The 24,022-nt window shown below is 43.4% G+C and carries 22 protein-coding genes, 2 tRNA genes and 1 pseudogene; all 25 read right to left on the bottom strand.

Annotated features, from left to right (window positions below; translation table 11 throughout):
- Nucleotides 1-11 precede the first annotated feature (11 nt).
- Nucleotides 12-356, bottom strand: a complete 345-nt coding sequence (gene rplS, locus PEPTYR26121_RS01740) for a 50S ribosomal protein L19 (RefSeq protein WP_180498607.1) — start codon at nucleotides 354-356, stop codon at nucleotides 12-14.
- Nucleotides 343-1,092: a tRNA (guanosine(37)-N1)-methyltransferase TrmD gene (gene trmD, locus PEPTYR26121_RS01735; protein WP_180498605.1), complete on the bottom strand. Its 750-nt coding sequence runs from the start codon at nucleotides 1,090-1,092 to the stop codon at nucleotides 343-345. Before trmD ends, rplS begins: the two co-directional genes overlap by 14 nt.
- Nucleotides 1,089-1,589 carry a ribosome maturation factor RimM gene (rimM, locus tag PEPTYR26121_RS01730; protein ID WP_180498603.1) on the bottom strand — a complete coding sequence of 167 codons (501 nt, stop codon included), beginning with the start codon at nucleotides 1,587-1,589 and terminating at the stop codon, nucleotides 1,089-1,091. The genes trmD and rimM overlap by 4 nt, the downstream gene beginning before the upstream one ends.
- Nucleotides 1,573-1,812 (bottom strand): KH domain-containing protein, encoded by a 240-nt coding sequence (locus PEPTYR26121_RS01725; RefSeq protein WP_180498601.1) that lies wholly within the window; start codon nucleotides 1,810-1,812, stop codon nucleotides 1,573-1,575. The genes rimM and PEPTYR26121_RS01725 overlap by 17 nt, the downstream gene beginning before the upstream one ends.
- A gap of 297 nt (nucleotides 1,813-2,109) precedes the next feature.
- Nucleotides 2,110-2,355 (bottom strand): annotated as a pseudogene (rpsP, locus tag PEPTYR26121_RS01720) (30S ribosomal protein S16); the annotation flags it as partial.
- 23 nt (nucleotides 2,356-2,378) lie between these two features.
- Nucleotides 2,379-3,716 (bottom strand): signal recognition particle protein, encoded by a 1,338-nt coding sequence (gene ffh, locus PEPTYR26121_RS01715; protein WP_180498597.1) that lies wholly within the window; start codon nucleotides 3,714-3,716, stop codon nucleotides 2,379-2,381.
- On the bottom strand, nucleotides 3,706-4,065 hold the full coding sequence (ylxM, locus tag PEPTYR26121_RS01710; RefSeq protein WP_180498595.1) for a YlxM family DNA-binding protein: 360 nt from the start codon (nucleotides 4,063-4,065) through the stop codon (nucleotides 3,706-3,708). The genes ffh and ylxM overlap by 11 nt, the downstream gene beginning before the upstream one ends.
- A 73-nt stretch (nucleotides 4,066-4,138) precedes the next feature.
- Complete coding sequence (alr, locus tag PEPTYR26121_RS01705; protein ID WP_180498593.1) at nucleotides 4,139-5,302, bottom strand: alanine racemase; 1,164 nt, start codon at nucleotides 5,300-5,302, stop codon at nucleotides 4,139-4,141.
- A 78-nt stretch (nucleotides 5,303-5,380) separates the two neighbouring features.
- Nucleotides 5,381-6,979 (bottom strand): signal recognition particle-docking protein FtsY, encoded by a 1,599-nt coding sequence (gene ftsY, locus PEPTYR26121_RS01700; RefSeq protein WP_180498591.1) that lies wholly within the window; start codon nucleotides 6,977-6,979, stop codon nucleotides 5,381-5,383.
- Nucleotides 6,948-10,511 (bottom strand): chromosome segregation protein SMC, encoded by a 3,564-nt coding sequence (gene smc, locus PEPTYR26121_RS01695; RefSeq protein WP_180498589.1) that lies wholly within the window; start codon nucleotides 10,509-10,511, stop codon nucleotides 6,948-6,950. Before smc ends, ftsY begins: the two co-directional genes overlap by 32 nt.
- 4 nt (nucleotides 10,512-10,515) lie before the next feature.
- On the bottom strand, nucleotides 10,516-11,487 hold the full coding sequence (locus PEPTYR26121_RS01690) for an elongator complex protein 3 (RefSeq protein ID WP_180498587.1): 972 nt from the start codon (nucleotides 11,485-11,487) through the stop codon (nucleotides 10,516-10,518).
- Nucleotides 11,474-12,145 (bottom strand): ribonuclease III, encoded by a 672-nt coding sequence (gene rnc / locus PEPTYR26121_RS01685; protein WP_180498585.1) that lies wholly within the window; start codon nucleotides 12,143-12,145, stop codon nucleotides 11,474-11,476. Before rnc ends, PEPTYR26121_RS01690 begins: the two co-directional genes overlap by 14 nt.
- On the bottom strand, nucleotides 12,145-12,375 hold the full coding sequence (gene acpP / locus PEPTYR26121_RS01680) for an acyl carrier protein (protein ID WP_343045206.1): 231 nt from the start codon (nucleotides 12,373-12,375) through the stop codon (nucleotides 12,145-12,147). Before acpP ends, rnc begins: the two co-directional genes overlap by 1 nt.
- Nucleotides 12,376-12,388: 13 nt before the next feature.
- Entirely contained in the window at nucleotides 12,389-13,324 is a 936-nt protein-coding gene (gene plsX, locus PEPTYR26121_RS01675; RefSeq protein WP_180498583.1) for a phosphate acyltransferase PlsX, read from the bottom strand.
- 258 nt (nucleotides 13,325-13,582) lie between these two features.
- Nucleotides 13,583-13,666 (bottom strand) — tRNA-Leu (locus PEPTYR26121_RS01670).
- A 37-nt stretch (nucleotides 13,667-13,703) separates the two neighbouring features.
- A tRNA-His gene (locus PEPTYR26121_RS01665) sits at nucleotides 13,704-13,780 on the bottom strand.
- Nucleotides 13,781-13,835: 55 nt separating this feature from the next.
- Nucleotides 13,836-14,414, bottom strand: a complete 579-nt coding sequence (gene rdgB, locus PEPTYR26121_RS01660) for an RdgB/HAM1 family non-canonical purine NTP pyrophosphatase (protein ID WP_180498581.1) — start codon at nucleotides 14,412-14,414, stop codon at nucleotides 13,836-13,838.
- A gap of 37 nt (nucleotides 14,415-14,451) precedes the next feature.
- Nucleotides 14,452-15,690, bottom strand: coding sequence for an N-acetylmuramoyl-L-alanine amidase (locus tag PEPTYR26121_RS01655; RefSeq protein WP_180498572.1), 1,239 nt, complete (start codon nucleotides 15,688-15,690; stop codon nucleotides 14,452-14,454).
- 89 nt (nucleotides 15,691-15,779) lie between these two features.
- The gene (locus tag PEPTYR26121_RS01650; protein ID WP_180498571.1) at nucleotides 15,780-16,781 is read right to left on the bottom strand and encodes an AIR synthase family protein; all 1,002 of its coding nucleotides are present in this window, start codon (nucleotides 16,779-16,781) and stop codon (nucleotides 15,780-15,782) included.
- A 9-nt stretch (nucleotides 16,782-16,790) separates the two neighbouring features.
- Nucleotides 16,791-18,263 (bottom strand): pilus assembly protein PilM, encoded by a 1,473-nt coding sequence (gene pilM, locus PEPTYR26121_RS01645; RefSeq protein ID WP_180498569.1) that lies wholly within the window; start codon nucleotides 18,261-18,263, stop codon nucleotides 16,791-16,793.
- 64 nt (nucleotides 18,264-18,327) lie between these two features.
- Nucleotides 18,328-19,023: a prepilin peptidase gene (locus tag PEPTYR26121_RS09265; protein WP_425484705.1), complete on the bottom strand. Its 696-nt coding sequence runs from the start codon at nucleotides 19,021-19,023 to the stop codon at nucleotides 18,328-18,330.
- Nucleotides 19,020-19,385 carry a prepilin-type N-terminal cleavage/methylation domain-containing protein gene (locus PEPTYR26121_RS01635; protein WP_343045205.1) on the bottom strand — a complete coding sequence of 122 codons (366 nt, stop codon included), beginning with the start codon at nucleotides 19,383-19,385 and terminating at the stop codon, nucleotides 19,020-19,022. The genes PEPTYR26121_RS09265 and PEPTYR26121_RS01635 overlap by 4 nt, the downstream gene beginning before the upstream one ends.
- Nucleotides 19,386-19,394: 9 nt before the next feature.
- The gene (locus PEPTYR26121_RS01630) at nucleotides 19,395-20,582 is read right to left on the bottom strand and encodes a type II secretion system F family protein (protein ID WP_180498563.1); all 1,188 of its coding nucleotides are present in this window, start codon (nucleotides 20,580-20,582) and stop codon (nucleotides 19,395-19,397) included.
- 7 nt (nucleotides 20,583-20,589) lie between these two features.
- Nucleotides 20,590-21,927, bottom strand: coding sequence for a GspE/PulE family protein (locus tag PEPTYR26121_RS01625; protein WP_180498561.1), 1,338 nt, complete (start codon nucleotides 21,925-21,927; stop codon nucleotides 20,590-20,592).
- Nucleotides 21,914-24,004 carry a type I DNA topoisomerase gene (gene topA, locus PEPTYR26121_RS01620; protein ID WP_180498560.1) on the bottom strand — a complete coding sequence of 697 codons (2,091 nt, stop codon included), beginning with the start codon at nucleotides 24,002-24,004 and terminating at the stop codon, nucleotides 21,914-21,916. The genes PEPTYR26121_RS01625 and topA overlap by 14 nt, the downstream gene beginning before the upstream one ends.
- Between the last annotated feature and the right edge of the window lie 18 nt (nucleotides 24,005-24,022).

Raw genomic sequence — 24,022 nt, 5'->3', positions numbered from 1 at the left:
GCCTATTTACATTAAAACTTCTTTTCTTTAACTTTAGCTGCCTTACCTTGACGAGAACGTAAATAGTAAAGTTTAGCGCGACGTACTTTACCGCGTTTAACTACCTTAATGTCCGCAATTCTCGGAGAGTGAACGGGGAAAGTTCTTTCCACACCTACACCATAGGATAATCTTCTGACGGTAAAGGTTTCGCCGATGCCGCCACCTTGACGTTTAATAACAGTACCTTCAAAAGCTTGGATACGCTCTCTGGAACCTTCGATAATGCGGTAGTTTACGACAACCGTATCCCCTGCTTTAAACTCAGGTACATTGTCTTTTAATTGTTCTTGTTCAATGGATTTAATGATGTCCATTTTTCTCCTCCTTAATCTGTTTTTTTAATGCTCTCAAATAATCTATATCCGATGAAGAGAGTTCAGCCGATCCTAGTAGATCGGGACGACGTAAGTAAGTCACCTTGAGAGACTCTTTTCGTCGATAGTCTTCAATTTTTTTATGATTTCCACTTAAAAGGATATCGGGTACGCGATAACCCCTGAAATTATAAGGTCTCGTGTAGTGACCGTGTTCCAGAATCCCGCTTGAATGAGACTCCTCGATTGCAGAATCTTGATTACTCAAGACGCCGGGAATTAAACGACTTACCGCATCGATTAGAATCATCGATCCTAATTCTCCACCTGAAAGTACGTAATCACCGATGGAAATTTCTTCATCGATGTAATGGTCCAACACCCTTTGATCGATACCTTCATAATGTCCGTTTACGAGGACGATGTGTTCTTTTTTGGAAAGCTCTTCTACTTTTTCCTGTGTCAAAACCTTACCTCTCGGGGAAAGATGGATTACATGCCCTTCCCAACCGCGATTTTTCAAGATCGCATCCACGACAGGCTGCGGTTGCAATACCATTCCGGGTCCGCCTCCGTAACCGTAATCGTCCACATTATTGTGCTTATCCAAGGTATAGTCGCGAATATCGACACATTCCAAAGATATAAGACCGGACTGAACGCCTCGGCCGATAACGGAATAATCCGCCATAGCTTCCACAAACTCGGGAAAAAGAGATAATACGGTAAACCTCATGACAGCATCCCCTCAATGGGATCTACGACGATACGATCTTCTTCTACCTTTTTAATAAAGGCGCGGACGAACGGAATCAAGTGTTCCTTATCGTCTTTCCGAACGACGAGAATGTCGTTAACGTGTTGCGTCATAATATCGGAAACTTCTCCAATATGCTTCCCATCTGTTGTAAATACGGGAAGCTCAAGTAAATCCTCGATGAAATATTGTCCTTCTTCTAAGGGCTTACGATCCTCTATGGGAATGTAGAGTTTTACGCCTCGCAGCCGTTCGGACGCATTTCTGTCGTCGATGCCTTCTATTTTTAAAAGCACCATGGATTTCTGTACCGATGAAGACTCGATCTCTCGAAGAGATGATTCCTCTCCCAGATAGATACGCTCAATTTCCGCTAATCGCTCGGGTGTATCCGTTGAGGGATAAACTTTTACCATTCCCCGGATACCATGAGCCGATGTGATTTCGCCGACGAGAACTTTATTCTTCCCGCTCATCGAAATCCACCGATACCATCACCTGTTCTTTAGTGCCGACGGCTTTAATAATGCTTCGAATCGAGCGGGCAATTTTGCCCTGTCTTCCGATCACTTGTCCCATATCTTCCGGTGCAATATAAACCTGTATATGAACCCGATCTTCTTCTCTCGTTTCAATGACTTCGACGGCGTCGGGATTGTCAACGAGTTTAGAGACGATGTAGCAAACTAATTCCTCCATAGTCTCACCTCCTCAAGTGTATGAAACTTAAGCTTCTTCCGTTGCTTCTTCAGCTTCCGCTTCTTCTGTTTCTTCAGCTTCTTCATCGGCTTCTTCAGCAGCCTCTTCTTCTGCTGCTGCAGCTGCTTCAGCTTCTGCTTTTGCCTTGGCTGCTTCGGCTTCTTTAGCCTTGCGTTCTTTTTCTTCTTCTTCGAGGCGATCTAATTCAGCTTCTCTTTCAGCACGTGCCTTCGCTGCTTGAGCTTTTTCTTCTTCACGTTTTGCCTTTTGAACATCGGTATTGTCATAGTTACCGGTTGCTTCGTAAACTGCATTTTCTTTGAATAGGCGGTCGACGGTCGTCGTCGGTTTAGCGCCGTTTTTAATCCAGTTGTTCGCCTTATCTGCGTCAACCCTTAAGATTTTCGGCTCCGTTAAAGGATTGTAATAACCAATCTCTTCGATGAAGCGACCATCTCTCGGTTTTCTGGATTCTGCTACTACAATTCTGTAAAAAGGACTTTTCTTAGAACCCATTCTCTTTAATCTGATTTTTACCGCCATTCTTTCCTCCCATAAATTTCTGTTTAAAAGGGAAAAGGCATTTTCATCTTGCGTTTGCCTTTTCCGCCACCCATGGCTCCCAGTTTTTTCATCATCTTTTTAAGATCTTTAAACTGTTTCAGGAGCGCGTTAACTTGTCTGACATCGGTGCCCGAGCCTTGAGCAATTCGCTTTCTGCGCGAGCTGTCGATAATTTCAGGATGTGTTCTCTCCTTTTTCGTCATCGACTGGATAATGGCCTCGACACGAGCAAATTCCTTCTCGTCGATTTTCATATTCTTCAAGGCTTTATTGTTCATTCCCGGCAACATGCCGAGTAAATCTTCAAGGGGACCGAGTTTTCGCATTTGTTGCATTTGATCCAAAAAGTCGTCAAATGTGAAAGTTTGCGAGCGAATTTTTTCTTCTAATTCTTTCGCTTTTTTTTCATCGACGAATTCTTCCGCCTTCTCGATTAAACCGACAACGTCTCCCATTCCCAGGATACGTTTCGCCATGCGATCGGGGTGGAATACCTCGAGAGCATCAAGCTTTTCACCTAAGGCGATAAACTTAATCGGAACATCGGTAACCGATCGAATAGAAAGTGCCGCGCCTCCACGCGCATCGCCATCTAATTTTGTTAAGACGACGCCGGTGATGGAAACTGCATCGTGAAATGATTGAGCTACTTGCACGGCATCTTGACCTGTCATAGCATCCAGGACCAGTAGAACTTCCGTAGGATCGGTAGCTTCTTTTATGCCTTTAATTTCATCCATTAAGGCTTCGTCCACGTGCAGACGGCCGGCCGTATCGATGATCACTACATCGTTGCCCTTTGCCTTGGCATGTCGCAAACTGTTCGTAGCAATTTCTACAGGATCGACATCGGTACCTTCTGTATAAACGGGAACATCGATTTGAGAAGCTAAAACCTCGAGCTGCTTAATAGCTGCCGGACGGTAAACGTCACAGGCTACGAGCAAAGGTCTTTTATTTTGCTTCTTCAAGAGACGTGCCAGCTTTGCGGTAGTCGTCGTCTTACCGGCCCCTTGGAGACCCGCCATTAGAATAACCGTCGGATTTTTAGAAAAATCGATTTTTTTGGCGTCGTCACCCATCAGCGCGGACAATTCTTCCATTACGATTTTAATAACTTGTTGGCCCGGCGTTAAGCTTTCCATGACGTCAGATCCGAGGGAACGTTCCTTCACTCGTTTCACGAATTTTTTAACGACTCTAAAGTTAACGTCCGCTTCTAAAAGTGCCAGTTTAACCTCACGCATGGCCTCATCGACATCTTGTTCGGTAACTTTTCCTTTACCTCGCAACTTTCCGATAGTGCCTTGCAATTTGTCGGCAAGGGATTCAAATATCATAGTATCCCTCCTTATCTATACGAGATTTTATCGAGTGAATAAGCAAAAGAAAAGCAGGATCGTCGGAAAAAGCTTTCAACTCATCCAGTTCTTTTTGGATGCATTTGGAATCTTCTATCCATTTACGATTCTTTTCAGCTAATCTTAACGACACTTCAAACGAATTAAGTGCCGCTTCCCCTCGTTTAATATTTTCGGAAACGGCCTGTTTCGAAGTGTTGACGATATCGGAAATCTCGTTCAATGAATAATCTTCCCGATAATAAAGGTCCATCACTTGTTTTTGCTTATCGCTCAATAATTGATCGTATAAGTCCAGCAAAACATTGATGTGTATTGTCTTATCCATGATCACTCCCATAAAAAACAGGGTCAGGTTAAATCCTTGACCCTGTGAATTATACTATCTCTTTAGATTAATGTCAATAATCAATTCCTAAAATTTCATCGACTGTTTTATAACGCTTACCGCCCTTAATATAGACTTTCGGCAAGCGCTTTTTAAAGTGAGTACAGAAAGATGTAGGGATTTCATTATTCGCTTCGGCAAGCTCCTCAACGGTGATCTCTTCGTCGCCTTGGCGGCCGAGGATGACGACCTCATCGCCCACCTTACAGTCGACGCCGGTTACATCTACCATCATTTGATCCATGCAAATTCTGCCGATTTGCGGGCAGCGCTTACCACCTACCAATACGTCAAATTTTTCAGACATGGATCTTTCCATCCCGTCGGCATAGCCGATGGGAAGAGTAGCGACCTTGGTTTCGCGATCAGTTGTATAAATCTGGCCGTAGCTGATGCCTTCTCCGGGACCGATTGTTTTGACATGGGCGATGTCGGCCTTTAGTTGGGCGATGAAACGTACATCGTAATCTTTCCCCGCCGGATCTCCTTCCGTTGTTCCGTATTGAATAATACCCGGGCGAACGTACTCCAGGTCGAATTCTCTAAAATTCATAATAGCGTGAGAATTTGATACATGTCGCTTTAAATATATATCGCGTTTGGCAAGCTCTTGAACAAACCAATCGTAGCGCTCGTATTGTTTTTTCGTAAACTCCGGATCGCTGTCCGCTTTGGCAAAGTGTGTGAACATACCTTTTATTTCGATATGATCCATTTTACTGATAGCTTCTACGGCATCTACGCCTTCTTTACAGGGCTTAAAGCCTATTCTGTTCATTCCCGTATCTACGGCGATATGAACGCCGGCTTTTCTGCCCATGCGTCCCGCGAGATCGTTTAGCTCTTCCGCCACGTCCAATCGATAAAGGGCCATGTCGATCTTATTTTCAATCATACTGTCGGCTACTTCTCTCGGAGTAAAGCCTAAAACGAGTATTTCGACAGAGGGCAATGCCTTTCTGAGAGAAATACCTTCGTTCCCCGATGCCACGGCGAAATGATTGACGCCGCTATCTACCATTGTCTTGGCTATTTCTACCGCGCCAAAGGAATAGGCGTCGGCTTTAACGATTGAAATAATATCCGTATTTTCTTTTAAATGACTCTTAATCTCTTCGATATTATGCTTCACTTGATCGAGATCCACTTCCAGCCACGCAGGTCTTGTTATAAGCATATGCACCTCCCACTCTTATTTTTTTGTTTTACCATATTTCTACGTAAAGTATTCTGTTTTAACGAATAATTTAGTTTTTTATTCTATATTTACAAGCGCATCTGCGAAATCTTTTCCCGAGAATTCTTGTAAGTCGTTCATGCCTTCTCCCACACCTATTAGCTTAATGGGAATATCCAGCTCTTGAGTCAAGGGAAGCACCACGCCGCCTTTCGCCGTACCGTCCAGCTTGGTCAATACAATTCCCGTCAAATGGGTTACCTCGTCGAAAGATTTGGCTTGTAAAATAGCGTTTTGACCGGTAGTTGCATCGAGTACCAGGAGAGATTCTTTCTGTGCGTCGGGAGATTCTTTTTCGATAATGCGATGGATTTTTTCCAACTCATTCATAAGATTTTTCTTATTGTGCAGACGTCCCGCCGTGTCACAAATCAATACGTCGATGTTTCTGGCTTTTTGTGCTTGAATAGCATCGAAGACGACGGCAGCAGGATCTGCTCCCTCTTTATGGCTGATCACCGGCACGCCCGACCGCTCTCCCCATGTTTCCACTTGCTCGATGGCGGCGGCACGGAATGTATCCGCTGCAGCAATTAGCACGGATTTACCTTCGCCCTTTAATCTATGGGCAAGTTTACCGATCGTCGTAGTTTTCCCTACACCATTGACGCCGACGATCAGAATAATGGAAGGAGAGATATCCAGATTTAAACGATGGTCTTCTTCATTCTTTTCTAAAATCTTTCGAATTTCTTCAGCTAGAAGAGGTTTAACATCATTCGGGTCTTGAATTTGTTGTTCGCGAATACTGTCGCGGAGATTATCGATAAGCAACATGGTAGTTTCCATGCCTATATCGGAAGAGATTAAGAGATCTTCCAAGTCCTCGATCATATCCTCGTCGATTTTCACGTAATTCCCCAAGATATCATTGATCTTGTAGTTCATATCGTCGCGAGTTTTGGAGAGCCCCGCTTTTAATTTGCCGAACCAACCGACCTTCTCTTCTTCTTGTTTTTCTTCCTCTTCTACAGATTCAGTTATTTCCGATTCCGCTGCTGAATCGTTTTCGTTCGCGTTCTCATCCGCCTTCGATTCAAGACTCTTATCGACGAAGTCTTCTTTTACTTCCTCGGAATCTTTTTCATCTTCTTCGGATAATTCTTCAACAGTGTCAACTTCAAAAGTAAGCTTTGGCTCGATAATCTCTTCGTTTTCAGAGACCGCAATAACTTCCTCTTCTACTTTATGAGTTTGAAAGTCTTCGGTAGTTTCAAAAACTTCTTCATCGACTAAGTTCTCCTCTTTTCTCGACTCTACAATTTCTTCAGCCTCCAGTTGTTCTTCGCCTAAAGGCTCTTCCTCTATTTCGAGAGTTTCTTCTGCTACAGTTTCGCCAGTTTTTTCTTTATTATCAAAAGAATATTTTTCCGTGATTAAATTTTCTTCGGGAGCTTTCTTAGTCTCTTCTTTAATTTCTTCATCAGCTTCTGTCTCCGGATCGACAATTTCGGTTTCCTTCGTTAAAGATTCATCAGATTCTTTGGTATCAGCTTCTACAGCTTCAGGTTCATCTTGAACCTCGTCGGATACTTCCGCTTCTTCCTTGCCAGTCTCTTCTTTTGTTTCAACATCCTCTTCGTTTTTATTGAATTTCTTTTTCAGCCACTCCAACATGTTTTTCGACCTCCTCTAATTCTAAGAATAAAATTCTGGAAATTCCTTTCTCTTCCATTGTGACGCCGTAAAGCTGGTTGGCCATTTCCATGGTCTGTTTACGGTGGGTAATCATTATAAACTGCATATCGTCGATATTTTTTACATAATGCGAATAGCGCCTAATATTGGCGTCGTCCAGTGCTGCGTCGATTTCATCTACGATACAGAAGGGAGATTGACGCATCTTCAACAGAGCGAATAAAAGAGCTACGGCCGTCATAGACCGCTCCCCTCCGGATAGCAAACTTAAAGACTGGAGTTTTTTTCCGGGAGGACGAGCGGAAATTAAAATGCCCGCCTCTAATATATCTCCCTCTTCCCAAGCCAAAGAAGCTTCCCCGCCTTGGAAAAGTTGCTTGAAAATATCATTAAAGTAGCCGTTAATTAAGACCACCGCTTCGTCTAATTGCTTGCGCATTTCCCTATCCAGTTGACGAATCATTTTTTCCAGCTTTTCCTTAGAAAGTAGAAGATCTTCTCTCTGATTCGATAGGAAGCTCACCCGATCGTTCCACTCTTCGTATTGCTCGAGAGCGTCCCCGTCAACAGGCCCGATAATGTTAATTTCATCGGATAGTTTCTTCGATTTTTGTCGCAAACTCGTTATAGATTCATTCTCAATCTTTTCGAGCTCTTCAGGAGTTTCCATGGTCTGTAATTGATCGGTCGAATCAGCATAAGCTTTTTCTGCATCTTCAAGGCGATTATTTAAACTCACCAATTCTTTTTCTTTCGAGAAAATGGATTCTCTCAATATATTGAGCTCGTCGCCTAAATCCTTGAGTTCTTGACGGCTTAGGCCGTAATCGTCGTGGAGCTTTTCCAACTCTTTCTCTAAAGATGATTTTCTTTCTTCTAGTGTATCCGATTTCGGAGACTGTTCGTCGATTATCAATTTTACCTTATGAAGCTCTCCGCTTATTTCATCTATATTGGCTTGTGCAGTTTCTATTTCTTTCTGCAAATAGTTAAGACGTCCTTTCGATTGATCTCGCTCGATCTCTGTTTCGCGACAACGGGCAATAAGCTTTTGATGCACCACTTTCTCTTCAGTAAGCAAATCGCGCATCGTTTCCAACTCTTCAGTTAAAGCGCTATCTTCAGCTCCCGAAACCTGGCATAAGGCAGCCAGATCGTTATCGATGTCCTCCAAAATAGACTGCTTTTCTTCGCACTCCGCGTTATCTCTTGCTATAGCTTCTTTCTCTTTTTTAACTTCGCTATTAATGGATGCGACTTGATCCACGCTATTATTTATGGATGAAGCTAATCTACGAAGAGTTTCTTCTATTTTATGCTTAGCCGCTTCCTGATCTTTAAATTGAGCAATGGAATCTCGGAGATTTTCTTCACTCTTTTGCAGATCTCGAATCATTTCTTCCCGTCGACTCTCTAAAAGACGGAGTTCTTTTTCCGCCGCTTTTTTTCCCCGCTCTTTTTTCGCTATTTCTCCGTCCCGGTTGTACAGGTCGACGGAAGTATTTTTCGACTGACCGCCCGTGACGGCGCCGCCGGCCTGGAATACTTCCCCCTCCTTCGTAACGATGCGGTATCTGTAGTTTAAATCTTTAGCCAGCCTTTTTCCGTCTTCTGCATTTTCAACGAGTAAAATACGCCCGAGTAAATGAAGTGCCACAGGGCGAATTTCCTCGTTGCATTGAATACAGTCCGATGCTACTTTGAAACTGACAGAGCTCTGCTGTTCGAGTCCTCTTTCTACGGAGCGAATCTTTAAATTATTAATGGGCAGAAATGTTATGCGTCCCAACTTTTTACGTTTTAAATAAGCGAGAATATCGCCGATATGGCGATCATCTTTTAAAATAATATTTTGACCGCTAAAACCAAGGGCCGTTGAAACAGCCAGTGCGTAATCGGGATCGATAACAAAGGATTCCGCTACCGGCCCTACGACAGAATGAGCAAAATGTTCGTAATCATAGGACTTTAAAAATTGCTTGACGGCATATTGAAACCCCTCGTGATTATCTTTCAGCCTAACGAGGTAATCTCTCTCGCGCAATAGGGATTCTATCTTCAGTCTGAGTGGCATGACCTCGTTATCGAGGGCCGCAATGCCTTCTTTTGAATCATTAAGATGATCTTGTATGTTTGCGGTTTTATCGCCGAGAACTTTCAGTTTCTCTTTCAGAGCCTCATCTTTTGCCGAATAATCATTTAAAGATAGCTTTAAAGCTTCGTGCTCGCCGTCCAACTGACCTTTTCGCTCATTTAATCTGTCCAAGCGTTCACGACGTTCGGCGAGCAAATAATCCAATGCCTGTTTACGTGATTCGGCATCGTGGCGACGATCTCTCAATTGATCCTCTTTCGCTTGACGACTTCTTTCTCCCTCGTCTCGTAAACTTACTCTTTCTCTCAGTTTTTCGAGAGAGTCTTCTATACCGGCGATTTCCTCCTGCTTTTCATCTCGGTTTTTTTTGGCTTCTTCTAAGAGTGCATCAATTTTATTCAATTCCTCTTCGAGATTTCGGGTTTCATTTCGAAATTGTTCCGCCCTTGCTTTTTCATGGGAAATACGGCCCGCTAAACTCTCCTGCTGCTCATGTTTTAATTGTAAAAGACCTGAAAGTTGTTCTTTCTTCTGTACAAGTTCTAAAAGATCATCGCGAAGTTGCGTTTCTCTATTGGTGAAAGACTCCAAACTTTCTTCTAAAGCTTTCTGTTCCCTTTCTTTGGCACTAAAAATGGAACGCTCTTCGTCTCGCTCCCTTTCAATCTTTTTCAAGGACTCAGTGATTTTTTCCCGCTTTTCATATGAAGTTTTCGACTCGCGAAGAGCGAGGGCATAAGTATAAAGGTGAAAATCTTTTTGGAGGGCTTTTAGAGCCAAGGCTTTTTCTTTCCGCTCTTCCATCTCCTCGCGACGACTTAATAGCTCGGAATAAATATCGTCGATTCGATCGATGTGATCAGATGTTTTCGTTAAATTTCGAACCGTTTCTTCTTTCCGAAGTTTATATTTCGATACGCCCGCCGCTTCTTCAAAAGCATGGCGACGATCTTGGGGACGAGTAGACAGAATTTCATCAATTTGTCCCTGACCGATAAAAGAATATCCGTTTTTGCCTATACCCGTATCGAGGAAAATTTCGCGAATATCTTTCTGACGCACTCGTTTTTTATTAATAGCGTATTGACTCTCTCCGGATCGAAAATATTTTCTGGAGATGGAAAGTTCTTCATAAGGTAAATCAAAAAAGCCGTCCTTATTGTCGAAAGTGAGGACGACCTCTGCATAATTAACCCCTTGTTGCCGATCGGTGCCGCTAAAGATAACGTCTTCCATCTTATTTCCACGCAATTGTTTTACGCTGGATTCGCCGAGAGCCCACATAATCGCATCCACTATATTACTCTTACCACTTCCGTTAGGGCCTACGATGGCGGTAATATCTTCGGAAAATTGAATTCGGGTACGTTTGGCAAAGGACTTAAAGCCGTATAATTCCATTTCAATTAAGTGCATAACATCATCTTTCTTTTATCCGTACGTCATCCATCTTGCCTTCGTAAACTTTGAAGCGTATAGGACCGTACCGGTTTTCTAAAAGTTTTCGTCCGTATCCCCTCGGGCCTATGATTCGATTAATTTCCCGCGAAGAGGCTACGATTTCTTTGATCGACGAATACTCGTCAATCAGTTTCTCGGTTCGCCGTTTCGATTCGGCAAATTCCCTGAAATTATCATGATAAGGTCCGGCGATGTAATCTTCACGCTCCATTTGCGGAAGACCTACGCGAATAACGGGAATATTCTTAAGTTCGTAAAAATCCAAAAGATCCGCTGCAATGTTAATAGCCTCTTCAATTGAGAGAGGTCGGTAGCTCCCCTCGAGATAATTATCATAAAGATCCGTGTTTTCAAACACTACCGTAGAATAAATTCTTACGAAGTCGGCGTACTTGGCAATCCACTCCGCGGTCTTCAAATCTCTTTCTAAAGAGTCCGCAGGGAGGCCGATCATTTGCTGAAGCCCTATGGATAGTCCGTGATTTTTCGTAAGGCACACCGCTTCTTCCATAATCTCTAAATCTAATCCGCGCCTGGATCGATCCAGCACTTCTTTATCAATAGATTGAATGCCGAACTCGATAATCTTTACCCCCGCTCTCTTTAGACGGATCATGTCATCATCAGTTAGTTTTTCAGGCCGCGTCGACATGCGGATCGATGAAATTTCGCCGCTTCGTATAAAGTCTTGGACAGGAGACAGCAACTCGTCTTGACGCTCCAAAGGCAGCATCGTGAAGGTACCGCCGTAGAAAGCCAACTCCGCCGGCTTGCTTCCTGTTCGGCTAAGTCCCTCCAGAATTTCTTCTCGAACATCTTCTCCGGTTTTATAGGTAGTAGTCCCGGTAATACGATTTTGATCGCAATAAATACACTTAACAGGGCAACCTGAAAAGGGAATAAAAATGGGAATAATATTACACTTCGCCATGGTCTATCTTTTCTATCAGTACTCTTGCGGCGCTGTTTTCGGCGCTCTTTTTATTGCGTCCTCTGCCTGTCGCCAATTTTTCATGAGAAACCCATACTTCCGCCTCAAATCGATCTTCATCTCCGAGAGCTGAAGGATTGATTTCATAGGTCTTATAATTTAAGACATTATCGCGATATCTTTTTTGCATGATTTCTTGTGCCCGAGATTTGTAATCGTCGTCGATTGTAACATCATATTGCAGAAGAGTCCTTTCTACAAAACCTTTCGCTGTCATAAAACCTTTATCGAGATAAATCGCCGCTACAAGAGATTCATACAAATCGTCGATTTGAACATTATACTTTTCATCTCGACGAAGTTCCTCTCCCATTAATAGGAAGTCCTCCAGATTCAAGTCGCGAGCTACACGTTTTAAAGACTTTTCTCGAACAAAGGCGGCACGATACTTCGTCAGCCCACCCTCATCGTACTGTCCGCGATGAAATAAAAAATCGCCTACGATAAAGTTTAAGACACTATCGCCTAAAAATTCCAAACGTTCGTAAGAACTCGTATTCTTTTCCTTGGAATAGGTTTTATGGGTAAAAGCCGCCTCCAGTAGAGATTTGTCGTTAAAGACAATCCCTATTTTCTCTTCGAGTACAGCAAAATCCACTAAAGATCCAATTCCTCTACGAGATCAAGAACATCGCCGACAGTACGAACCTGTTCCAATTTTTCTTCGTCCACTTCGATGCCGAATTCATCTTCCAAACTCATGATCAACTCCACGAGCTCGATGGAATCTTGGTTTAAATCATCGACAAAATCCATTTCAGGTTCCAGATCTTCCGGCTCCATATTAAGTTGCTCTGCAATAATATTTAAAACTTTATCTTTAATCATGATTATCCTCCTCTTACTCTTTGATCATTTTTATTAGCGCTCGTGTAGCCGACAGAACAGCAGCTTCGTCGGACGATCCGTGGGCCTTAAATACAGGTTTTTCGAGTCCTAGCAGGGGCACACCGCCATAACGATTGTAATCGAGAGCCCCGAGTGTTTCCTTAGCAAAATTCCCGACCCAAGCTCGCATTTCGGGGGTACAATCTTCACGCGATATAGCGGCTTTCATTCCGTGCTGAACGTATCCGATAACTCCCTCCATACTTTTCAGCATGACATTACCGGCGAAACCGTCGCATACAATAACATCGCTACCGTGAAATAAGACGTCGCGCGCCTCCACATTGCCATAAAAATTCGGTAGGGCCTCTTCAAAAAGTTCGTAAGCTTCTTTCACTTGGCGATTGCCTTTACCCTTTTCCGTTCCCACGTTCAGTAGGCCCACTGAAGGATCTTTAATTCCTTCCACATTAGATAAATACTCTATGCCCATTTTTGCAAAGCTTAATAGTACTTCCGGCGAAGCGTCCATATTGGCGCCTACATCTAATAATAACTTCGTTTGAGTTCCTATATTTAAAATAACAGGAAGAGCAGCTCTTTCCACGCCTTCTTGCCGTTTAACGATAAACATACCGCCTGCGAGTAAGGCACCCGTACTGCCGGCACTTACGACACCGTCGACGCGGCCTTCTTTTAAATCGAAGAAGGAACGAACGATAGCACTGTCTTTCTTTTTGCGAATGGCCATGGTCGGGCTTTCATCACCTTCGATGGATTCGCTACAGTGGATCACACAGTCCGGATCCACACCTTCAATCTTTTTTATATTTTCTGCATCCCCATAAAATAATGGCGTGCAGTTGAATTCCTCGGCAGCTTTTAATGCGCCTCGCACTATCGCTTCAGGTGCATTATCTCCACCCTGACAATCATATGCTATTCTCATAATAACCCCTTTATATCAATTTACGCACAGTCTGTGCACTATCTTCATCATTGTAATATAAACGGGACACTTTCTTCAACAGAAAGCATAATAAAGAAGATAAATGCTTGAAATACTACTTTTTTATAATGGTATCCAAATATATACATCCTAATTAATCTTTTATTAAGTAAAACCCGATTGAAATTAAAAATAAAAAACGACACCCTCTCTCGAAGGTGTCGTTGCCATACGTTATCGTCGAAATCGCATGATAATTGGTGCGGGAAAGAGGACTTGAACCCCCACGTCAAAGACACTAGATCCTAAGTCTAGCGCGTCTGCCAATTCCGCCATTCCCGCAGAACTCGCCGAAGCGAGTTAAATCCTTAAAGGATTATGGGGTGGATAGTGGGAATCGAACCCACGGTCTCCAGGACCACAATCTGGCGCCTTAACCGACTAGGCCATACCCACCACAATTTTGACGATGGATATATATTAACATCGATTTAAGATTCTGTCAAATGGTTTATGCCAAATTAATAGATTTAATAAAAGCCTGTAAAGCACGGCCTCTGTGGCTGATCTTGTTCTTCTCGTCATCGGTCATTTCTGCAAAAGTTTTTTCTTCGCCATTCGGAACAAAGATCGGATCGTAGCCAAAGCCTGCATCCCCTCTTTCTTCTTCTGTAATTCGACCCGAACAAATGCCTTCCACCGTGTAGGTTTCATTTCCATGTTTAACGGCGATGACTGTTTTAAAATAGGCGGAACGATCCTCGATCCCCTCCAGTGCCTTTAATAGCTTTGTTCTGTTTTTCTCGTCATTTCCCTCAGCTCCTGCATAGCGAGCGGAATACACACCCGGTTCACCATTTAATGCACGGACAAAAAGACCTGTATCATCTCCGATAATAAAGTCCTCAGCGCCTGATTGAATGTCTTTAATTTTAATAAGAGCATTGGCTTCTAAGGTATCTCCGTCCTCTACCGGATGAATATCGCCATAACCAGCCTCCGTCTTGCTCAATAGCTCCACTTTTCCGTCCAATAATTCTGCAATTTCTTTTAATTTATGGGCATTATCTGTAGATAATATAATTTTCATACTTACTCCTTAAAAAAAGGAAGGCTTTCCGCCTTCCTTAAAGATATTTCTGATCGAAGCTTACAATACCACTTACGATACCTCTCGCCAACTTGTCGAGATAGGCGTCGGTCTTGATCGTATCCATTTCGTCCGGATTAGACATGAAGCCACCTTCTACAAGTGCCGCATTCATATCCGTTAAACGTAAGACTGCAAGTTCCGGGCGATTCTTAATTCCGCGATTATTCAGTCCGGTTTCTTTTAAAATGTATTTAAGCACTTCATTGGCCAGTCGACGCTGATCTCCCGCTTCCTTTTTACGACTTACATTATTTTCAGAGGCGTAGAGTACTTCAATGCCCTTCGCTTTATCGCTACCGGCCGAGTTAAAGTGAATACTTAAGAAGATATCCGCGTTGGCATTATTGGCAACTCTGGCACGCTCTGCCAATTGAATGTATTCGTCTCTGGAGCGCGTCATAATCACTTGATAACCTTGTTGAGTCAATAATGATTCAACACGTTTTGCCGTATCCAAGGCCAATTCCTTTTCTTTCGTGCCGTCGACTCCGACAGCACCACTGTCTTTTCCGCCGTGGCCTGCGTCGATTACCACGGTAGGCTTGCCGCTTTTCGGCTTTTCGGCGCGACGAGGAAGTTCCGCAGCAGCGGTCCTCTTTTCTTCGGTAGCGACTTTAGGCTTTTCAACAGGCGCAGGTTTGGACTTTTCCTGTGCCTCTTTAGCCTGTGGAGCCGGCTTTTCAATCGGCTTCACTTGCTCTTTCGGAGCCTGTACTACACCATTTGAAATACTGGCTACTCGCTTTGCATTATTCCACTGTACATCAAATCCCAAATTTTCCGAAAGAAAACGAAGGGGAACCATGGTCTTGCAATCGCCGTTTTGTCGCACATATTCCGTGAGCCTCGGCGTAGATGCCTTGTCCATCTGCGTTTTTTTATTATTTACATAGACGACTGAGCTGTTGATTTTCAGCTTCACGTCCTGGTCTTTAAGTCGGATGCGAACCGATTTGGTACCTTGATCCCATTTTACATCGGCACCCATAAGTTCCGTTAATTCACGAATCGGCACAAAGGTACGATTTCCATCAACGTAGGGCGCATAGGAACTTTTCAGACTGAATCCGTTTACTTCTACATTAGCTGTCGCTACATTTTTACGCGAGCCTCTAACTTTTATTTGAACATTAGATCCTTTCGCCATGGCATAAGACGATAACGACATCATCATGGCCATACTGAGCGCAAAGGCTTTAAATAATCGTTTCAAGAAAACCTCCTCATAATATGTAACATTTTGTCATTATTAATTATGAAGAGATCACCTCATAAAGTCAACGAATGTAGGATTTTGTAATTTTATTGTAATTGAGCGATGGCTTTAAATAAATCGTCAGGTCCGGGAGCTTCGATAGGAATTTCCTCATCGGCAAAAATCATCCCTTTCGACTCAACGACCCTACCTATAACGGTAAATAAAATATTTTCTTTTTCCAGTTCACGCTTCATATCCTCCACGTCTCGCTCGTCCAAAACGATGATCATGGAACCCGATGAAATAAGGCGATAGGGGTTAATTTCTAATTGTTCTGCTATTTTTTTAGTAGCTATATGGAGGGGAATGTCTTTTTTATTAATTTCTATTCCCTTCCCGATGGCTTGCGATGTTTCCCATAAGGCTCCCTCGATACCGCCTTCCGTTACGTCGTGCATGTAACCGATTCGGTAATTAGCCGCAATTTGTCCTTCACGCTGAACACTTAGATCATGAACTAATTCGCGACCTTCGGAGAGAATTTCTTCGCCTATCTCCTTCAGCTTGTCTCCGAAATCGCTACAAAGAATGGCAGTACCCTCTAAGCCGGCATACTTCGTCATGGCAACAACATAACCCGGTTGTATGGCTCCTGCATCGGGCATAAGCGATTTATTCACTCGTCCGATAACCGTCGAAACCATAACGGGTTTCGTAACGGCGTCGGTAATTTCAGTGTGGCCCCCGACGATATCGAGGCCTACTTCTTCCGCCGCTTTTTGAGCATCGCTCATAATCTTTTCTATTTCACCGGAAGTTGTGTTCACGGGAAGTAGTAAGGTAAGCAAAACCCCAACGGCGTCGGCGGATTTAGTAGACACATCATTGACACTTATATGAATGGCGAGGGTTCCAAGATGATCGGCAGCACCTGTAATGGGGTCGCTACTCAACACGACGTAGTCTCCCTCTAAGTCTAAAACTGCCGTATCCTCTCCGATGGACGAGCCGCCCACCACCTCCGGTCGACGATTTTTAATCTTTGAAAGAATGAGCTTGTCGAGTTCATCGTTTGGAAGTTTTCCTACCTCTTCATATCGTTTCATCTTTCACTCCTATAAGCTTTCCGAAGTATTAACTTCACCTTCACTATTTTCATAGTGGCTTGTATCCATGCTGTTCTCCATACCCTCAGAGCTTTCATCGTCGTGAGAAACATCTCCCGCGAGAGGCACGGTAAATTTGAAATAAATAGTATCTCCTATGGTGGCCGTCGGCTCTTCATTTACAGTTTTTCCGAGGACATCTTCCAATTCGTTTTTCCAGCTTTCGATAGCTGCCGAATCGGTGGTTTCACCGGAAATTGCTAACATTTCCCCTTGATACTCTAAGTTATTAACGGAAATGCTATCGGGCGCCGAGCTCTTGACTTTAGTAATTAGGTCTGCGAGATCTACTTGAGTGCCCTCATTTGGAGACGAATTCTCGTCCATTTCCTCTTGCTCTTGTTCCCGGGTCGATTGAACGATCAGTTCCCTATTCTCCTGCTTAATCTTCTCGCCGTAGATAAAGGAGCCGATTAGAATGAGGAATGCCGCTAAAACGGCTACCAATGGCAGAATAAAATTTTTATTAAAGCCACGTCCACTTTCTTTTTTCGAAAAAATCTGTATTTCTTCAGTTTGCTCATGAACAAGCGAAAAAACGTCCTTAAATGGTAACAATGCATAGTCGGAATTGGTCGTAATGTCTTCGTAAAGCCCCGACTCCGATAAGGATCCCGTAAGAAGCTTATAATTTTCCAAGGCAAAGTCATGTCCTATGTTTTCAATATGAGTCAATGCGTCGTAAAAAGAGGATTCCATTTCTCTACGAAAAGTATCTCGATCCATATCGATAATACGCTCATCATATTGTCCTTCGTACCCACGAAGCAAGTCGGAAAACTCGATACCGTATCGATCCATAAGATCTGAAAAGCCTTCATTGGATTCGGTCCTTCCGTAGTACCTGTTCTCGTTGGCATAGTAAAAACCGTCGTGGTTTGTTGCCATTAATCCGATCCGCCCACCCCCTAAATGATGAGCGTATTGAATGAGATAGGTTGAGAAGGGAATAAGGCCTTTCATCTTTAAACCGAGGCCCTTAGTAAGTTCAATATAATCTTCAATTAAATCTTCTGCACAAATACTGATCAGCAGATGGTGAATATTCTCCCCATTTTCCAGATCGCGATAGCTTAGGCGATATTCTTCCAAATTCTGAACAAACAAATTGTCGCTTTCGTTCTCGATAAGGGAGCGAATCTCCTTGTCGCTCATGGCGGGAACGTGCATGGCACGGTTCACGGCGTCGCTCGTATTAACGATAAATAAGCAAGGATTCTTTGATGCATTTAAAGAATCCAGATTTTGTTTTAATAGATAATGTAATTGGCTATTGTCCTCGATATGCCCGTCGACGAGGACATGGCTCGGTATATCAAAAGACACGAGGGAATTCTCTTCGCTTCCCTTTTTGTTTATAGATATATATCCCACTCGATCTTCTAAATAGATGACCGTCGGTTGTGAACTAAATATTTTCATCGCATCCTCCTGATTATATTATAACCTATGGATTTGAAAATTTTATGATAGGGAGAGTCTATCTTCAAAAAAGATAAAGAATTAAAAAACCCGTCAATAAAAAGGGAAACATGGGCACAGATCTTATGTCATAGCCTCTCCATTTAAAGCTTAACCCCACTACAGCTGCCAAAATAAAACTGATGGTAAAGTAAAGATAACTCATCCAAACACCGGGCAATAAGAGGGCTAAAAGAGATCCGAAATAAAGATCCCCTTCGCCGAATCCCTCCGAAAATAATAAATAGATCGCTCCGAGCAAGAAAAATATAAATAACCCGCTTAAGAAATAGAGTGGCTCTCCTAAAAACCTATATACCAAAATTAAAATGGCGGAAATAACCAGCTCCGATGTATAGACTTCTTTAAACTGAATGTCTTCAAGGGAAAGAAAAAGGAAATATACCATTAAAACACTAAAGAGGAACCCGTCGATTTCTCTTTTGGTGATCACCAGGAGTACGAACACGGCGACTAAGCCACCAAATGTTTCCGTTAGGGGATGAAGGGGAGAAATTTTACCCCCGCAAGAACAAGTCTTACTCGAAAGAAAATAACCTGCTACGGGGATAAGTGAATACCATGGGATAATCTTTCCGCAATGATCACAGCGGCTACGGCCAAATATCCAGCTCTCTCCCCTCTCTCGCCTTTCGATTACCACATTAAAGAAAGAACTGAGACTTGCTCCCACAAAAAATGCTAAGAGAGCAAGAATCATTGTTGGCTATTGTCTTCAACTAATTGATTATTTGAAACTTTCACGGGACCGGGCGTAACGATGACCTGACCGTCACTGATGGTAACGGAAAAGCTATCTTTATTTAATGCCTTGGCAGGTTTCGGCAGATTTTTAGATTCTAGATAAGGCTTGATCGCATCCATGGAAATAGTATTTTCATCGGGATGATCGACGGAATATAGAATAGCCGCATTTTTGATAACGCGTACATTGGCATTGTGCGTAGTAGCCTGAGCACTTAAATTAGATCGTTGGTATTTCGGAATGGCAATGGCGATAAGTAGTGCGAGAATTGCAATAACGATAATAAGTTCAATGAGAGTAAAGCCTTTCTTTTTCATCATAACCTCCTAAAAGTGATTGACCATGTCGAACATGGGAATGGCGATGGAAAATATAATAAAGCCGACGATAAGGGCCATACATAGTATGAGTGCCGGTTCTATGTAGACAGCGATTCGCTCCGCTCGATTTTTCTGATGATAGTCCTCCATATGAATAGCAATGGCGAGCATATCTGAAAGTGTTGAAGATTCTTCACCTAAAGAGATATAGTTGCAGATTTCTTCCTTAAACAAATTCGATTTCTCCATGGCACGTGAAAGTTCCTCACCCTGGATCAGATGCTTCTTCATCTTTTGCAGTTGATCCCCTTTATAACTGTTCTTTTCCGACGCTTCCCCGTTTTCTAATATTTGCAGCATATCCACTCCATTGTCGATTTGCATTTTCATAGTACGGAGAAAGCGCAATTCGAAGGCATCTTTGTAAAAAGGTTTAAAGAGTGGAAAATGATAGAGGGCTTTTTCCACTGACTTTTTAGTCCTCCCGTAATTTTTTAAAAAGATAAACATCAAAATGACGAATGAAAAAAATACGAGATACCAAAAACCGAAGCGATTTAGATGTTCGGATATCCGGATTAATAATCGCGTCGTCGCCGGCAGCTCCGCGTGATCGTTCGAAAAGACTTCCGTAAATACGGGCAAAACCGTTTGAAGTACGATGTTTAAGACCATAACCGATGTAATCATTAAGATAACGGGATAGGCCAGGGCATTGAGCATCTTTTGTTTCATAGCATGCTCTTCCTTAAAATACACAGCGAGTTCGTCGAAGACCGTGGGTAATCTTCCTGCCGATTCTCCGCTCTTTATCATGCCGGGTACAAAAGGCGGAAAGGCACCTGCCATTTGAGCAGATTCCGATAAAAGCTTTCCGGCTTCCATATGGTTTATCATCTCATCGATAACTTTTTTCTCATAAGATTTGCAGCTTTTTTTGATTAAATTTAATACCGTCACAATGTCCATCCCGCCTAAAGTCATTAGACCCATTTGAGAAAATAAAATGGAAAGCTGCTCAGCCGGCAAACGCCGTTGAATGTTTAAGCTAAAATCTCTCCTTTTCGATTGAAGACTTACAATTTTTAAACCTTCTCGCCGAAGCTGTAACTCAGCTTTTTCTAACGATTCGGCTTGAACTTCGCCTGTAACGAGAACGGCTTTAGTGTCGATTGCTTTATATACAAATTTCATAGCACACCTACAAAGTCATTATAGTTCGATATGCTTCATCCATACTGATGGTCCCCTCTTTTATTTTTTCGCGAAGGGAGTCTTTTAAAGGGACCATTCCCTCCTTTTCGGCTTCTCGGCGAAGCATATCAAGAGTGACACCGGGTTTAATAAGAGCGCGTAAACTTTCCGAAAGCGTTAAGATTTCAAATATTGCCTCGCGACCTACGTAACCGTTGTCGCAATAAGAACAACCTATAGGCTTATAGGTTTCTCCCTTTATATCAAAATAGTCGTCGTGAGTTTCTACTTTTCTCTTACATTCGGGACATAGTGTACGTACGAGCCGCTGAGAAATTACGCCTATAACCCCTGCAGAAAGCATGTAAGGCTCGACGCCCATGTCCATCAGTCGGATCATAGCGGAAGGGGAGTCCGTCGTGTGGAGAGTCGAAAAAATTAAGTGCCCGGTAATAGAGGAGCGCAAGGCTATTTCCGCCGTTTCTTTGGAACGAATCTCGCCCACCATCATGACCTCCGGATCTTGACGCAACATAGATTCCAGGCCCGTCGTAAAAGTAATATTCGCCTTTTGATTGACCTGCATCTGATTAATCCCGTCGATGGCGTATTCTACGGGATCTTCAATGGTCAGGATGTTTCGTTCCACCTTATTGAGAAGCTGCAAAAAAGTGTACAGTGTGGTAGTCTTTCCGCTTCCCGTAGGCCCGCAGATCAAGACGAGACCGAGAGGCTGGCGCAATAGTTTTAGAACTTCTTCCAGCTGTTTTCCTTTTAACCCGATACCTTCCGGTGTATAGTCCAGGCCTTCCCGATCGAGCAATCGTAAAACGAGCTTTTCTCTTCCCTTGACGGGAACAGAAGACACACGAACGTCTACATACTTTCCGTCCAGCGTCATGGAAAAACGCCCGTCTTGAGGACGTCGTCTCTCGCCTATGTCCATTTGACTCATAAGCTTAATGCGCGTTATGAACTCCGAGTACCGCTCATTTTCATACTCACCATATAAAAATAAAGTGCCGTTCCGGCGCATACGTACCCGCCAATGGTCGTCGGCAGGTTCGATATGCACATCGGAACAACACTTTAAAATACCATCTCTTAAAATTTGCTCACTTAAAGCGACCGCATCGAGGGGAGACTCTGAGCGGTTCACCTTGAAATCTAACGGATTACCTTCTGTAGATTTGACCAGAACGACCTCCTGAGCGAGGGCATCCGTTAAATCATCGCGCATCTCGGCAGAAGAATCGTCGCTACGAAAATAAGCTATGCCGTCTTTCTCGCCGAGAAACTCGATATCAAATTTTGAAGCCAAACTGAAACCATCATTTTTCTTCATTCTCCCCGCTCTCCCATCTGACATAATCACATTCCATATTGTGGCATTTAATGCGTTTGCCCTTGCGAGTTTGTTTTATCGTGAGCACGTCGCCGCATTTCGGACACTTCTCCTCAATAGGTTGATCCCATGATACGAAATCACAATCGGGATACTGATCGCATCCAAAAAATTTACGACCTTTTTTGCTTCGCTTAATGACGACCTCGCCCTTTTCACATTTCGGGCATTTGACGCCGATAGATTCTACGAGTGCCTTAGTATTACGGCAATCGGGAAAGCCCGGACAGGCCAGAAACTTGCCGTAGCGACCCATTTTTATTACCATATTGCGTCCGCATTTGTCGCAGATCACATCGGTAGGTTCGTCGCGAATTTCTACCTTCTCGATTTCTTTTTCAGCCTGCTCCAGATAGCCGACCAGCTTCTTATAAACGGGATCCACCGCTTCTTGCCAGGCCAGCTCCCCGTCGGCTACGGAGTCTAAGCTGTTTTCCATTTTAGCCGTAAACTCTTCGTCTACAAACATAGGAAAATAATCAGTCAATAAGCTATTTACTGTCTCGCCCAGTTCCGTCGGTACAAAGCGCTTCTCCTCGATCACTACATAGTATCGAGCGAGGAGCGTATTGATAATCGGCGCGTAAGTACTGGGCCGTCCTATTCCGAGCTCTTCTAAAAGCTTAATCAGCGATGCTTCATTGTAGCGAGCCGGAGGCTGCGTGAAGTGTTGCTCCGGCATAATATCTTTTACCTTTAGGGATTCGCCTTTTTCCAGAGTCGGAATTTCTTTATCCTTTTGATCCTTCGACGGTAGCACGCGAAGGAATCCGTCGAATACCAAGGTGTTTCCGTTCAATTGGAATAGCTCTTCATTGCTGAGTAATTTTACCTTTTGTGTCGCATATTCCGCTGCCGTCATTTGAGAAGCCACAAAGCGAGACCAGATCAATTGGTAAAGTTTGTACTCGTCTTTTCCTAAACTGTCTTTCAGCTCGAAAGGCGTCCGCATAACATCGGCCGGACGAATACATTCGTGAGCATCCTGAGTATTATCCTTTTTCTTCGACCAAGTGGAAGGCTGAGAGTATTCCTTTCCGTAGGTAGACAAAACATAGGATTTCGTACGGGCCACGGCTTGATCGGAGATACGGGTCGAGTCCGTACGCATATAAGTGATTAAACCGACAGAACCTTCTCCGGGAATGGTGATCCCTTCGTAAAGGCGCTGCGCCACCTGCATAGTCTTTCGCGTAGAGAAGTTCAGGCGTTTATTGGCTTCCTGTTGCATGGTGGAGGTGGTAAAAGGCGCCAGTGTACGCCGCTTTCGCGTTCCCTTTTGGATGTCGTGAACCGTGAACTTTTCCTTATCCATCCGCTTTAAAACCGTATCGGCATCCTCTTTCGTCGCCATTGGCGCCGATTCCAAACGCTCGCCGACTAATCGACCGGCATATTTCGCTTCTAAATGTCTGCGATTCTTCAACAGTTTTGCCATAATCGTCCAATATTCGGAAGGCTCAAATTCGTTGATCTGCTCTTCTCTGTCGCAAATAATCTTTAAAACTACAGATTGCACGCGACCGGCACTTAAACCCGATTTAACTTTTTTCCATAATAAGGGGCTTATTTTATAACCTACAAGTCGGTCTAAAATACGGCGTGCCTGTTGCGCGTCGACAAGCTCCATATCGATGGGCCGCGGATTTTTAATTCCGTTTTTTACGGCATCTTTCGTAATCTCATTAAAAGAAATCCGCACATCATTTTTCGGATCCAGATCTAAAATATGGGTCAAGTGCCAGCTGATGGCCTCCCCTTCCCTATCCGGGTCCGTTGCGAGCAAAACCTTATTTGCTTTTTTCGCTTCTTTTTTTAATTCCTTTATAACCGGCCCTTTACCCCGAATATTAATATACTTCGGCTCATAATTATTTTCCGTATCGATCCCGAGTTTCGACTTCGGTAGATCGCGAATATGGCCCACAGTCGCCACTACTTTATAATGGCTTCCCGCCATTTTACGAATGGTCTTCGCCTTCGTCGGCGACTCCACAATAATTAAATTTCTTGCCAAAAAAATCCCTCTATTCCT

The organism is Aedoeadaptatus nemausensis (genome assembly GCF_903819165.1).
Taxonomy (GTDB): domain Bacteria; phylum Bacillota; class Clostridia; order Tissierellales; family Peptoniphilaceae; genus Aedoeadaptatus; species Aedoeadaptatus nemausensis.
This window is presented reverse-complemented; position numbering and strand designations above follow the sequence as displayed.